This is a genomic window from Kitasatospora sp. NPDC001539 (genome assembly GCF_040298565.1).
Classification (GTDB): domain Bacteria; phylum Actinomycetota; class Actinomycetes; order Streptomycetales; family Streptomycetaceae; genus Kitasatospora.
The window spans coordinates 1-13,071 of the sequence record NZ_JBEPAK010000200.1 but is presented as its reverse complement, the minus strand read 5'-3'; the positions used below and the strand labels follow the sequence as shown (position 1 = coordinate 13,071).

Here is a 13,071-nt window from a genome sequence, read left to right as displayed (position 1 = left end):
CGCGGCGGACTGCCGGGCGCGGGCCACCGGTCGGGGGTACATCGTGCGCAGGCCGAGGGGAGGGTGGCCGAGGAGGATCAGCGCCGGGGGTTCCCGGGCCGGCCGGGAGCCAGGGCCTGCCAAGCTGGACCGCATGACCAGAAGCAAGAGCCCGCTCGTCGTCGTGGCCGTCCTGATCCTGGCGGTGCTCGCCGGAGCCGGCTACCTGCTCGCCGGCAGGGGCGGCAGCGGCCACCCCAAGTCCCCCGCGAGCGCTGCCGCGAGCGCCACCGGCGCGACGAAGTCCTCGGCCCCCAAGCCGTCCCCGCCCTCCGGCGGCGCCACCGCCGCCGGGACCTGGGTCCCCGCCGACCCGGCGCTGGCCGACGTCTGCCGCAGCAAGCTCCCCAGCCAGGCCCAGGACACCCTCGCCCTGATCGCCAAGGGCGGCCCCTACCCGTACAACCGCGACGGCATCGTCTTCGAGAACCGCGAGAGCCGGCTGCCGAGGAAGTCCGGCGGCTACTACCACGAGTTCACCGTCGTCACCCCGGGCTCGAACGACCGCGGCACCCGCCGCGTCGTCACCGGCACCGGGGGTGAGCAGTACTGGTCGCCGGACCACTACGCCACCTTCCAGGAGATCGACCCGCGCTGCTGAACCCGCTGCCCGGTCACCGCGCCCTGGCCCCGTTCCCGCCGGTCAGCTGCCCGGGTCAGCGCGCCCGGCGCCAGGTGATCCGGGCGTGCGGGCCGTGCGGCCCGGTGGTGACCAGGGCGGTCAACTCGTGCAGCACCGGGGCCGGGTCGCGCCGCAGCTGGACCGGAGTGGTGCGGACCACCGGCAGCCCGGCGGTGGTGAGGCGGTTGGCCCGGGCGAGGCCGCGTTCGTGGTCGGCCGGGCGCAGGTGGTAGGCGCGGGAGTCGATCTCCAGGGCCACGCAGGCGTGCGGCCAGTAGGCGTCCGGGACGGCGAGGAAGCGGCCGTCGAGGAAGAGCAGCGGGTTCCAGAGCGGTTCGGGCAGGCCCGCGTGGGCGAGCAGCTCCCTGGCCTCGCCCTCCACCACCGAACGCACCCCGGCGGTCAGGTCCTCCACCACCCGGGCCACCTGAGGAAGGGCGAGCGCCCCCGGCCGGGCGAGCAACTGGTCCAGCAGCTCGCCGAGTTCGCAGTGCCGCCGCTGCACGGCCTCGGCGCACAGCGCCCGGAACAGGCGCGGCGGCACGCCCCGCGGCGCGAGGTCCGCCAGCGCCCGCGCGACCGTCGCACTCCACAGCCCGTCGTCCCGCTCGAAGCCGCCGGGCATCGCCCCGGACGCCCGGTGCACCCGTACGAACTCCCTGTCGCCGACCCGCCGTTGGGACGGGATCAGGACGTCCACCGCCGCCACGTCCGCGGGGTGCCCGGCACTCGGCAGCCCGGCGTCGGCCAGCACCGCCAGTCCGGTGAGCAGCACCTCCCCGGACTGCGGCTCCCGCCCCTTCGGGCTCGCGTACGCCAGTGCGGCGCGCAGCCGCTGATGCACCGTCAGTCGCCCGCTCTGCAGGCAGATCACCCGTGGCAGCACCTGCTGCCACGGGCCGCCCGGCCGCAGCCGGTGCGCGATCGTGCCGGAGGGCACGCCGAGCCGGCGCAGCTGCGCCCTGGTGGCGATGTGCTGCTGGTCGGCGCCGAGCAGGGCGACGGGGTCGAGCGGGTTCGCGCGGGTCATACCCCGGTGCTGCCCCACCCGGATCGGAGGTATGCGAAACATCCCCCTTCGGGGACACCGGAGCAACGGTGTTGACGAAACGGCGGCAGAACCGGTGGGCTTGGGTGCACATGATGACCGAACCCGACCGCTCCGCGCTCGACGCGCTCGACGGCCTCTCCGTCGGCGACGCCCTCGGCGCCCAGTTCTTCGTCCCGGCCACCGCCCGGGCCCACTTCGACTCCCGCACCGAACCGCCCGGCCCCTGGCCGTGGACCGACGACACCGAGATGGCCTGCTCGGTGTACGCCGCCCACCGCGAACGCGGCACGATCGACGCCTTCGACCTCACCCACGCCTTCGCCGGCCGCCACGACTTCGACCGGGGCTACGGCCCGGCCGCCAACCGGATGCTCCGGCTGATCCGGGAGGGCGGTGACGCCGCGGCGCTGGCCGCCGGACTCTTCGACGGGCAGGGCTCGTACGGCAACGGCGCCGCGATGCGGGTCGCTCCGCTGGGAGCGGCGTACGCCGAGGACCTGGACGAGGTCGTCCGACTGGCCGCCCGGACGGCGGTGATCACCCACACCCACCCGCAGGCGGTGGCCGGGGCCGTCGCCGTCGCGGTGGCCGCGGCCCTGGCCGTCCGGGCCCGGACCGGTGGCACGACGCCCGCGGACCTGCTCGCCGAGGTCGGGCACCGCACCCCGCCGGGCGCCGTCCACGACGGCCTCACCGAGGCGATCGGTCTGCTGGACGAGCCGGACGTCCGGGTCGCCGCCCGGGTGCTCGGCAACGGCAGCCGGACCTCCGCGGCCGACACCGTGCCGTACGCCCTGTGGTGCGCCGCCCGCAGGCTCGCGGACTACCCGGCCGCCGTGCGGGACGCGATCGCGGCCGGCGGTGACATGGACACCGTGGCCGCGATCACCGGCGGGGTGGTCGCCTCGTACACCGGCGGCGACGGGATCCCCGCGGGCTGGCGGGCCGCCCGCGAGCCGCTGCCCGACTGGGCGTTCCCCGAACCCGGGTCCGTCAGCGAAGGGCGGGGCCGAGCGGACATGCTGGTCCCGGGTCCGCACCCGGTCCCCGACGTGCAGTGGAGCGACGAGCAGTGGCAGCGCATCCGGACCGCGCGGCACACGGACGCGCTGGACGGCCGCTGGGCCGTGCACACCCACGAGGGCGCGGTCAGTATCTGCCGCGCGCCGGACGGCCGTCCGGTCTGGGAGGTGGCGGTCGCCCGGCTCCGCGGTGGCTGGCGCCCGGTGTCGGCGGTCGTCGAGACGGGCCGCGACCGCCGACCGGGCCCGCCCGACGACTCCCGCGACCAGGCGGTGTTGGCCTGGATCCTGGAAACGGCCGCCACCGGCCGGAGGGTGCCGTTCAGGCCGTGATCATCAGCTGCCCGGCGCCGCTGCCGCCGTGTCTAAGGCACTCCTGGTTGATCGCCGGATCCGGGGCGCTCGGCGAGGTGGCGGCGGCGATCCGCAGCTCGATGATGTCCCGGACGGCCGGCCACTCGGAGTCCAGGATCGAGTAGAACGCCGTCGAGCGCACCACCCCGTCCAGGCCGCGCGAGTGCGCCCGGCGGACACCCTCGGAGGTCGCCCCGAGCCGCTCGATCGCGGCCCGCGAGCGCATGTTCCGGGCGTCCGCGCGCAGCGAGATCCGCTGCACGCCCCAGACCTCGAAGGCGTGTCGCAGCATCAGCAGCTTGGCCTCGGTGTTGATGCCGGTGCCCTGGGCGCGCGGCGAGAGCCAGGTGTTGCCGATCTCGGCCGCGTCCGGGACGGCCGTCTCCGGATCGCCGAACGGCACGCCCGGCACCGGCGGCCACACCAGCGGGCCCTGCCAGTAGTCGAGTTCCAGGAAACGGGTGGAGCCGACGACCCGGCCGTCCGCGACGCTCACCGTCGCGAACGGCAGCGACCGGCCCGCGGCCTGGTCGGCCAGCGCCCGCGCGATGTAGTCGCGGGCGGCCTCCAGACCGTGCGGGACGGGGGTGAAGGCGTAGGTCGTACGGTCCTCGGCGCCGGCCTCGGCGATGGCCTCGGCGTGGTGCGCGGCGAGGGGCTCCAGCCGCACGGTGCGGCCGGTGAGGATGACAGGTACGGGCACGGAACCTTCGGTCCTTCATCGGTCGTAGGGTGCCTCCCGCGCCGGGGTGCGGCACGGGGTGCGGTGGACTCGGACGTCCCGGGCCGGTCCCCGCCCTCCGGGTACCCGTGCATGCCGGAGGCTTCCGGTCGGGCGGTGCGGGGGGCGGCGGCCCGGAACGGGCGGCGCGGGTGCCGGAACGGACACGGATCCTCGGACCGGTCCGGCGGGAAGAGCGAGGGGACAGTGTGCGTCCGCGAAATGGCCGAGAAGGAGACGAGTGCGCGAAGGGAAGCAGGCGGCCAGGTGAAGGCAAGATGCGTCGTGGGTGGCTGCCGGAGCATCGATCCGGGACGTGGCCGACGGCGTTACGGACGACGTGACGACGACGCGACGATGCGAGGCAGCGAGAGGACGATACCCGCCAGAAGGCGGTGCGTCACTTCGCGGCACGCGAATGGCGGCGCGGGCCTGCGCGGCGCGCTCGGGACGGGGCGGCCGAACACCCGTGACCAGGGGCTTTGCCGCCGGGTGCGATCATGGTCCGCGGGATCGTCCGGCGGGCCGTGCGGCGGGTGCCGCCCCGGGGCGTCCGGCGGCCCGTTCGCCGCGGCGGGAATTCCGGCGCCGCCCGGCGCGCTGGACAGGACGACAGGCCGGACGGATCGGGTCGAGCAGAGAACGGGGATGGGTGCGCGTGCGTGACTTCCAGGCGCTGTACGAGCTGGACGAGCAGGGCGTGGCCGCGGTGGCCGCGGCCGCCGCGGAGTTGCGCGACACCGGCGCCGGCCTGGTGCTGCTCCACCACTTCGAGGGCTTCATGGACGCCGGTGAGGCCGGCGGCCAGGTGGTGGCGCACCTCCTGGAGACCGGATCGCCGCAGGTGGTGGCCCGTTTCGACCACGACCGCCTGGTCGACTACCGGGCCCGCCGCCCCGCGATGGTCTTCGACCGCGACCAGTGGACGTCCTACGACCCTCCGGAGATCCTGCTCCGGCTCGTGCGCGACGCCGCCGGCGCGCCGTTCCTGCTGCTCAGCGGCCCCGAGCCGGACGTCGAGTGGGAGCGTTTCACCCGGGCCGTGCGCGAGCTGGTCGAGCGCTTCGAGGTCCGCCTCGCCGTGGACTTCCACGGCATCCCGATGGGCGTCCCGCACACCCGCCCGGTCGGCCTGACCCCGCACGGCAACCGGCTCGACCTCGCGCCGGGCTACCCGCAGTGGTTCGAGCAGGCGCAGGTCCCGGGCAGCGCCCAGGCCCTGCTGGAGTACCGCCTCGCCGAGGCCGGGCACGACGTGCTGGGCTTCGCCGCGCACGTCCCGCACTACGTGGCCCGCTCGGCCTACCCGGCCGCCGCCGTGCTGATCCTGGAGGCGGTGCAGTCCGCCACCGGCCTGGTGCTGCCGGGTGAAGCGCTGCGCCGGCGGGTCGGCGAGGTCTACGCCGACATCGAGGAGCAGCTGGCCCAGGGGGACGGCGAGTTGCGCTCGGCGATCCGTGGCATGGAGGGCCAGTACGACGCGGTGGTGGGCGCGGAGGGCCGGGAGAGCCTGCTCGCCGAGCCGGTGGACCTGCCCTCGGCGGACGAGCTGGGGCGGCGCTTCGAGGAGTTCCTCGCCGAGCACGAGCGCGGCGCCGAGTAGCCCCGGGGGCTCACGAAGGCGCCGCGCAGCGCCGGAGCCCAACACGGCGTCGTGGCGGCGGAGTCGGCCGGGCGGGTGGTTCCGCCCCGGCCGGGAGTCATCGGCCGCCGCCCGCGCGTTGCACCCTGGGGTGCCCGGGGGACGGGCCGCCGTACGGAGCTGCCCGCGACTCGTACCCCCGGGGGGACACCATGCCGAGGACCACACGCCCGACCGTCGCCGCGACGGCCGGGCTGGCCGCGCTGCTGCTGGCCGGGTGCAGCGGCGGGGGCGGTCCGGGCGCGGCGGGGCCCGGCTTCGCCGGCGCGCTGCCCGGGCGGACGGCCGCCGCGGCCACCTCGACGCCGACCCCGACCCCGGTGCCCACCGGGCCGTACGTGGCGCTCGGCGACTCGTACACGGCCGGGATCAGGATCGCCCCGCAGGTCGGCGAGCCGAGCGGCTGCCTCCGCTCCGGGGTCGACTACCCCGCACTGGTGGCGAAGGCGCTCGACCTGCCGCCCTCGCAGTTCCGGGACGTCAGTTGCAGCGGCGCCCGCACGGGGGACCTGCGGGCCCCGCAGAGGACCGACGGCGGGTCCAACCCCGCCCAGCTGGACGCCCTCTCCCCGGCCACCCGGCTGGTCACCGTGGGGATCGGCGGCAATGACGCGGGCTTCATGGAGGTGCTCACCGAGTGCGCCAAGGACACCCTGGTGGACGCGGTGAAGAGCCTGGTCGGCGAGGAACGCGGGGGCGCGCCCTGCCGGGACCACTACTCCTCCGGCGGCCACGACCAGCTCCGGGCCAGGGTGGACGCGGCCGGCGAGCAGGTCTCCCAGGTCCTCCAGGACATCCGGCGGCGCTCGCCGCAGGCCCGGGTCTACGTGGTCGGCTACCCGGCCCTGCTCCCGGCCGATCCGGCGAGCTGCGTGCCGGTGCTCGGCACCACGCTCGCGCCGGCGGACCTCGGGTTCCTGACGGAGAAGGAGCAGCAGCTCAACGCGATGCTCAAGCAGCGCGCGGAGGCGGCCGGGGCGGTCTTCGTGGACACCGCCGGCCCCTCCGCCGGGCACGACATGTGCGCGGGCGAGGGCGCCCGCTGGATCGAGCCGCCGCTCCCGGCCGGGGGGTTGGCGCCGGTGCACCCCAACGCCAGGGGACAGGAGGGGATGGCCGCCGCCCTGCTCAAGGCCGTCCGGGGCTGACCGGAGCGGACCGGCCCCCGAGGCCGTGGCAGGCTGGCCGGCCCCCGGCGGCCGGGGGAACTGGGCCGTCCGGGTACGAGCGGTTCGCGGGAGGCGGGCACCGGCGCGCTGCCCGCCGTTCACGCCCCGGCCCGCGCTCCTTCGCGCGCGGCACACCCCGCGTGTCGGAGGTGCGGCGTACCGTGAATGTCATATGGATGACACCACGCACCGCCTCGCCGCCCCGATCGCGTACGACCACACCGCCGAGGCCCGCTGGGTCCCCGAACCGGACAAGCGCCCCGGCCGTACGGCGTTCCAGCGCGACCGCGCCCGGGTGCTGCACTCCGCGGCGCTGCGCCGACTGGCCGGCACCACCCAGGTGGTCGCCCCGATGCGCAGCGACTTCCCGCGCACCCGGCTCACCCACTCCCTCGAATGCGCGCAGGTCGGGCGGGAGTTGGGCGCGGCCCTGGGCTGCGACCCGGACCTGGTCGAGACCGGCTGCCTGGCCCACGACATCGGCCACCCGCCGTTCGGCCACACCGGCGAGGAGGCCCTCGACCAGGCCGCCGAGGCCTGCGGCGGCTTCGAGGGCAACGCCCAGTCGCTGCGCATCCTCACCCGGCTCGAACCCAAGCGCTTCGCCCCCCGGGGCGAGCAGCCCGCCGCCCGGCTCGCCCCCTGGCCCGGCCGCAGCGTCGGCCTCAACCTCTCCCGGGCCGCCCTCGACGCCGCCACCAAGTACCCCTGGACCAAGGGGGCCCACCCCACCGACCCGGCCTCGCACAAGTACGGCGTCTACGCCGACGACCTCCCGGTCTTCCGCTGGCTGCGAGCCGGCTCCCCGGCCGGGCGCAAGTGCTTCGAGGCCACCGTGATGGACTGGTCCGACGACGTCGCCTACTCCACCCACGACGTGGAGGACGGCCTCCAGGCCGGCCACATCCACCCGGACGCGCTGCGCGCCCCGAGCGAGCGCGGCGAACTGTTCAAGGTCGCCGAGCGCTACGCCCCGGACGCCGAGCCCGAGGAGCTGGCCGCCGCCCTGGACCGGCTGCTCGCCCAGGAGTGGTGGCCGCGCAGCTACGACGGCACGGCGCGCGCCCGGGCCGGGCTCAAGGACCTCACCAGCCAGCTGATCGGCCGCTTCTGCCTGGCCGCCGAGCAGGCCACCCGGGCCCGCTACGGCCCGGGCCGGCTCACCCGCTACGCCGCCGAACTGGTGGTGCCGAGGGAGGTCCGGCTGGAGTGCGCGGTGCTCAAGGCCGTCGCCGTCCGCTTCGTCATGCAGCGCGACGAGCAGGCCCAGCTGCGCGCCCGCCAGCGGATCGTGATCGCCGAGCTGGCGTACGTCCTCACCCAGCGAGCCCCCGAGGGGCTGGACCCGGTCTTCGCCGCGATGTACGAGGAGGCCGAGGACGACCGCGCCGCCCTGCGCACGGTCATCGACCAGATCGCCACCCTGACGGACGCCTCGGCGCTCGCCCTGCACGCCAAGCTCGTCGGCACCGCCTGGGTGTAGCGGCCGGCCTCCGGGCTGGTAGCGGCCGGCCACCGGGCTCCCGGCCCCGGGCTCCCGGCCCCCGGCCGCCGACAGCGGGCCGGGAGCCCGGCCGGAAACCCCGGCCGCCCCAGTAGACTTCCGGGGTGGCCGGGCGGATCAGGGACGAAGACGTACAGGCGGTGCGCAACGCGCTGCCGATCGACGCGGTGGTCGGCGACTACGTACAGCTGACCAACGGTGGCGGCGGCGAGTACAAGGGCGTCTGCCCCTTCCACGACGAGAAGTCCGCCTCCTTCTACGTGAACCCCGCCAAGGGCGTCTTCCACTGCTTCGGCTGCCAGGAGAACGGCGACACCATCGCCTTCCTGATGAAGATCGAGCACTTCACCTTCGCCGAGGCCGTCGAGCGGATGGCCGCCCAGGCCGGGATCACCCTCCGCTACGAGGAGGGCGGCTACAGCCCCCGCCACCAGCAGGGCGAGCGGACCCGCCTGGTCGAGGCCCACAAGGTGGCCGCCGCCTACTACCAGGAGCAGCTGGCCTCGCCGGAGGCGGAGATCGGCCGCCGGTTCCTGGCCGAGCGCGGCTTCGACGAGGAGGCCGCCAGGACCTTCGGCGTCGGCTACGCCCCCGCGGGGTGGGAGCACCTGGTGCGCTTCCTGCGCGGCAAGGGGTTCAGCGACAAGGAGATCCTGGTCGGCGGCCTGGCCTCGCAGGGCCAGCGCGGCGGGCTGATCGACCGCTTCAGGGGCCGGCTGGTCTGGCCGATCCGGGACATCGCGGGCGAGGTGGTCGGTTTCGGCGCCCGCCGGCTGCGCGAGGACGACAACGGCCCGAAGTACCTGAACACCCCCGAGACGCCGATCTACAAGAAGTCCCACGTGCTGTACGGCATCGACCTGGCGAAGAAGGAGATCGCCCGGTCGGGCCGGGCGGTGGTGGTCGAGGGCTACACCGACGTGATGGCCTGCCACCTGGCCGGGGTCACCTCGGCGGTGGCCACCTGCGGCACCGCCTTCGCCGAGGACCACATCAAGATCATCCGCCGGCTGCTGATGGACACCTCGCAGTACCGGGGCGAGACGGTCTTCACCTTCGACGGTGACGCGGCCGGCCAGAAGGCCGCGCTGCGCGCCTTCGAGGACGACCAGAAGTTCGCCGCCAAGACCTCCATCGCGGTCAGCCCCGGCGGCATGGACCCCTGTGAGCTCCGGCTCGCCCAGGGCGACGAGGCGGTCCGGCAGCTGATCGACAACCCGGTCCCGCTGTTCGAGTTCGCGCTGAACTCCGTGGTGGCCCGGCACCGGGTCGACACCCCCGAGGGGCGCTCGGCGGCACTGGAGGAGGCCGCCCCGATCGTCGCCAAGATCAAGGACCGCTCGATCCAGCACGAGTACGCCGTCCGCCTGGCCGGCATGCTCGGGATCCTGGACGAGCCCTTCGTGGTCCGCCGGGTCTCCCAGCTGGCCCGCTGGGACCGCGAGCGCCAGCAGAACCCGCGCGGCGCGGGCGCCCGCCGCCCGGAGCCGGTCCAGCCGCAGCGCCCCGCCCAGCCCGCCTTCCGGCTCAACCCGCGCGACCCGGCCCAGTTCGTCGAGCGTGAACTGCTCAAGCTGGCGCTCCAGCACCCCGACCTGGTCAGCCCGGCCTTCGACCACTACGGCGAGGACGAGTTCCCGACCCCGCCGTACGCCGCCGTCCGGCAGGCCATCGCCAAGGCCGGCGGCGCGGCGTACGGGGCGACCCTGCCCGACTTCACCAGCGCGGTGCGCGAGGCGGCCCCGGACGACCGGGTGCGCTCGCTGGTGACGGAACTGACCGTCGAACCGGTGCGGTCGCGCCGCAAGGCCGACGCGATCTACGCGGGCGAGTTCCTGGTCAAGCTGCGCCTGCTGGCGGTCGACCGGCGGGTGAACGAGGTCCGCGGCTACCTCCAGCGGCTCGGCCCCCGGGCCGACGCCGAGCAACTGCGCGCGGTGCAGACCGAGCTGTGGCAGCTCCAGCAGTACGGGCAGCAGCTCCGCAGCCGGGGCGCGGCCGCGCTGTAGGCCCGGGCGGAAGCCCGCCGTGCGACGGGCGGAAGCCCGCTGCACAGAAAGTCGGCGCACGAGTCTCGGCCGCGGAGTGTGGCGTACCGCACACTGGAGGGCGTCCTGTCTCCGACCAGTGCGGGTCCGACACAGTCGCGCCCGCCCCGAGGGGATGCCCGTGGAGCAAGGCCTCGCCGCAGCGACCACCGCCAGTAGACGAACCGAGCCCGCCGAACCGGCCGCGGCGCAGGAGACGGACCACGGCCGGGCCGGGGCGGCGCTCCCGGGCGGTGCCCGGATCCCCACGCAGGGCCTGCCGGAAGGCCACCCCGACAGCCTGGACCCGGTCGCCGAGCCGGAGCCGGAAGCCGAGGAGTCCGACGGCCCGGACGAGGCCCTCGAGCCCGCCGACTCCGCCGACTCCGCCGACTCCGTCGAATCCGCCGGAGGCGTGGCCCCGTCCGCGGACCTGCTGCGCCAGTACCTGCGGGAAATCGGCCGGATCCGGCTCCTCACGGCCGCCGAGGAGGTCGAGCTGGCCCGCCGGATCGAAGCCGGCCTCTTCGCCGAGGAGCGGCTCGACGGTGACCCTCCGCCGCCGGACGCACTGGCCCGTGAACTGGACACCCTGGTGGTCCTCGGCCGGATCGCCAAGCGCCGTCTGATCGAGGCCAACCTGCGCCTGGTGGTGTCCGTCGCCAAGCGGTACGTCGGCCGCGGGCTGACCCTGCTGGACCTGATCCAGGAGGGCAACCTCGGCCTGATCCGGGCGGTCGAGAAGTTCGACTACGCCCGCGGCTACAAGTTCTCCACCTACGCGACCTGGTGGATCCGGCAGGCGATGAGCCGGGCGCTGGCCGACCAGGCCCGGACGATCCGGGTGCCGGTCCACGTGGTCGAACTGATCAACCGCGTCGTCCGGGTCCAGCGCACGCTGCTGCAGGAACGCGGCCTGGAGCCGACCGCGGCCGAGATCGCCGCCGCCCTGGAACTCACCGAGGAGCGGGTGCGCGAGCTGCTCCGGCTGGCCCAGGAGCCGATCTCGCTGCACACCCCGGTCGGCGAGGAGGACGACCTCGCGCTCGGCGACCTGATCGAGGACGCCGACGCCGCCTCGCCCGCCGAGTCCGCGACCTTCCTGCTGCTGCGCCAGCACCTGGACGCGGTGCTCGCCACCCTCGGCGAGCGGGAGCGCCAGGTCGTCAAGCTCCGCTACGGCTTGGACGACGGCCGCCCGCGCACCCTGGAGGAGATCGGCGCGGTGTTCGGCGTGACGCGGGAGCGGATCCGCCAGATCGAGTCCAAGACGCTGGTCAAGCTCCGCGACCACGCCTACGCCGACCAGTTGCGCGGCTACCTGGACTGAGGGGCGGACGGGCTCGGCGAGGCCTGGGCCGGGTCGGTGGCCGGGGACCGGGTGGAACCCGCCGGGTCGGCTTGACCGGTCGAAACGGCCGGGCCGGTCGGGTCGCCCGCCGTAGCCGTAGCCGTAGCCGTTGCCGTAGCCGTTGCCGCCGCCGTGGCTCCGGTGCCCGGGGGCGGTGAGGCGGGGCCGATCGGGATCGGGGTGGAGGCCACCACCGAGGCCAGGTCGGCCACGGTCCCGGTGCAGTCGTGTCCGGCCGGCTGATAGCCGCAGACCTGGAACCCGACCGCCGGGTCCGCCGCGTTCAGCATGGCCGAGTAGTTGTCGTAGCCCCAGTGGATCATGGCCGTCTCGCTGTCCCCGGTGCTGTCGGTGATCACCGCGTAGTCCTTGGGCTCGCCCTCGGTGATCGCCGCCCAGGCGGCCTGGCAGGTGCGGCTGTACCGGAGGTAGACGACGACCTTGCCGACGACCTGGGTCTGCAGCGTCCGGGCGTCCTTGCCGCAGCCGGTGGTCTTGGGGTCCTTGTGCGCGCAGCCGACGGCGCGGCAGACGGGCGCGGACGGGACGGGCTGGGCGCTGGGGACGGCGGGCGGGGCCGGGACGTCGGCCGCCGAGGCCTGCTCGTCGTGCCGGGTGACCCGCAGACCGACCAGCACCACCAGCAGCGCCACCACCACCGCGCCCGCGGCCAGCGCCGCCCGGCTCCGCCACCAGGGGAGGGCGGGCCGGACGGCCTCCTCGGCCTCGGTCTGCTCCGCCTTCTCGGCCCGCTCGGCCTGGCCGTTCCGGTCGTCGGGGCGGCCCGCTTCGGCCGGGTCAGCGGGATCGGCCGGACCAATGGGATCAACCGGGTCGACATGATCAGCCAGATCGACGGGATCAACCGAGTCCAACGGATCAGCCGGAGCGGTCCGGTCGGCCGGCACGCCCACGGGCTCCACCGCCAGTCGCCACAGCCGCCGCAGCTCCGCCGCGTCGCACTCCACCGACGCGACCAGGGCCTCCAGTGCCTGCTCGGTCACCACCCGCTTGCCGTTCAGCCAGCGCTCCCAGGAGGCCCGGCTGTAGTGGGTCCGGCCGGCCAGTTCCGCCAGCGAGAGTCCGGTGGCGTCCTTGAGGGCGCGGAGTTCCTCCGCCAGCCGTCGGGCGGCTGGGGGCAGCTCCTCGGGCAGTTCCTTCCAGGCGGAAGCCAATGCGGCCCTCCAACGGTCGCGAGACGGGACACGGGGACGGGGCGGGAGAGTGCGCCCGGCCCGGGCCGTTCGGTGTCTCTCCTTCTCCAACCTCAGCGGCCTGGCGTCCCAAACACCAGGTCATGGCGTTGAGACGGACGGAAGTGTCTCACAACCCCCGGGAGCGCTCGAACACTTAAGTGCTCGTCGGGCAGAGTGCTCTGGTCGGCGCGGTTCGCCGCTCCGGCCGCTTCGCTCGGGCCCCGGCCGACCGGCCGGGATCGGCCCGGCGCGAGTCCCGGACGCCCCCACCGGTCGGGGGCGGGGGGGCCGGGGGGGGGGGGGCGCGCGCCCGCCCCCCCGGCGGCCGGGCGGTCGCGTGGGAGGCCAACAAATGGAACACAAGATACACGAC

Annotated in this window: 10 protein-coding genes and 1 pseudogene; 7 read left to right on the top strand and 4 right to left on the bottom strand. The window is 75.2% G+C overall.

Features of this window, described 5'->3' with window-relative positions:
* Nucleotides 1-90: pseudogene (locus ABT247_RS25470) on the bottom strand (alpha/beta hydrolase); the annotation flags it as partial.
* 43 nt (nt 91-133) lie between these two features.
* Here ABT247_RS25470 and ABT247_RS25465 point away from each other — a divergent pair.
* Nucleotides 134-640 (top strand): ribonuclease, encoded by a 507-nt coding sequence (locus ABT247_RS25465; RefSeq protein ID WP_350746305.1) that lies wholly within the window; start codon nt 134-136, stop codon nt 638-640.
* Nucleotides 641-695: 55 nt separating this feature from the next.
* On the opposite strand, the gene ABT247_RS25460 is transcribed toward ABT247_RS25465, so the two are convergent.
* On the bottom strand, nt 696-1,691 hold the full coding sequence (locus ABT247_RS25460) for a hypothetical protein (RefSeq protein ID WP_350746302.1): 996 nt from the start codon (nt 1,689-1,691) through the stop codon (nt 696-698).
* Nucleotides 1,692-1,804: 113 nt separating this feature from the next.
* Between ABT247_RS25460 and ABT247_RS25455 the strand changes: the two genes are divergently transcribed.
* Nucleotides 1,805-3,067 carry an ADP-ribosylglycohydrolase family protein gene (locus ABT247_RS25455; protein ID WP_350746299.1) on the top strand — a complete coding sequence of 421 codons (1,263 nt, stop codon included), beginning with the start codon at nt 1,805-1,807 and terminating at the stop codon, nt 3,065-3,067.
* Here ABT247_RS25455 and ABT247_RS25450 read toward each other — a convergent pair.
* Nucleotides 3,057-3,791 carry a GNAT family N-acetyltransferase gene (locus tag ABT247_RS25450; RefSeq protein ID WP_350746296.1) on the bottom strand — a complete coding sequence of 245 codons (735 nt, stop codon included), beginning with the start codon at nt 3,789-3,791 and terminating at the stop codon, nt 3,057-3,059. The two genes, ABT247_RS25455 and ABT247_RS25450, sit on opposite strands and share 11 nt — an antisense overlap.
* A 676-nt stretch (nt 3,792-4,467) precedes the next feature.
* Here ABT247_RS25450 and ABT247_RS25445 point away from each other — a divergent pair.
* From ABT247_RS25445 to ABT247_RS25425, 5 genes are all read left to right on the top strand, one after another.
* Entirely contained in the window at nt 4,468-5,412 is a 945-nt protein-coding gene (locus tag ABT247_RS25445) for a PAC2 family protein (RefSeq protein ID WP_350746293.1), read from the top strand.
* 191 nt (nt 5,413-5,603) lie between these two features.
* The gene (locus ABT247_RS25440) at nt 5,604-6,599 is read left to right on the top strand and encodes an SGNH/GDSL hydrolase family protein (RefSeq protein ID WP_350746291.1); all 996 of its coding nucleotides are present in this window, start codon (nt 5,604-5,606) and stop codon (nt 6,597-6,599) included.
* A gap of 193 nt (nt 6,600-6,792) precedes the next feature.
* A complete protein-coding gene (locus ABT247_RS25435; RefSeq protein ID WP_350746288.1) occupies nt 6,793-8,103 on the top strand; it encodes a deoxyguanosinetriphosphate triphosphohydrolase in 1,311 nt (436 codons plus the stop codon).
* Between the two features lie 125 nt (nt 8,104-8,228).
* On the top strand, nt 8,229-10,133 hold the full coding sequence (gene dnaG / locus ABT247_RS25430) for a DNA primase (RefSeq protein ID WP_350746285.1): 1,905 nt from the start codon (nt 8,229-8,231) through the stop codon (nt 10,131-10,133).
* A gap of 154 nt (nt 10,134-10,287) precedes the next feature.
* Nucleotides 10,288-11,481 (top strand): RNA polymerase sigma factor, encoded by a 1,194-nt coding sequence (locus ABT247_RS25425; protein ID WP_502892503.1) that lies wholly within the window; start codon nt 10,288-10,290, stop codon nt 11,479-11,481.
* On the opposite strand, the gene ABT247_RS25420 is transcribed toward ABT247_RS25425, so the two are convergent.
* Complete coding sequence (locus ABT247_RS25420) at nt 11,469-12,677, bottom strand: DUF2690 domain-containing protein (RefSeq protein ID WP_350746279.1); 1,209 nt, start codon at nt 12,675-12,677, stop codon at nt 11,469-11,471. The genes ABT247_RS25425 and ABT247_RS25420 overlap by 13 nt on opposite strands.
* Nucleotides 12,678-13,071: the final 394 nt, after the last annotated feature.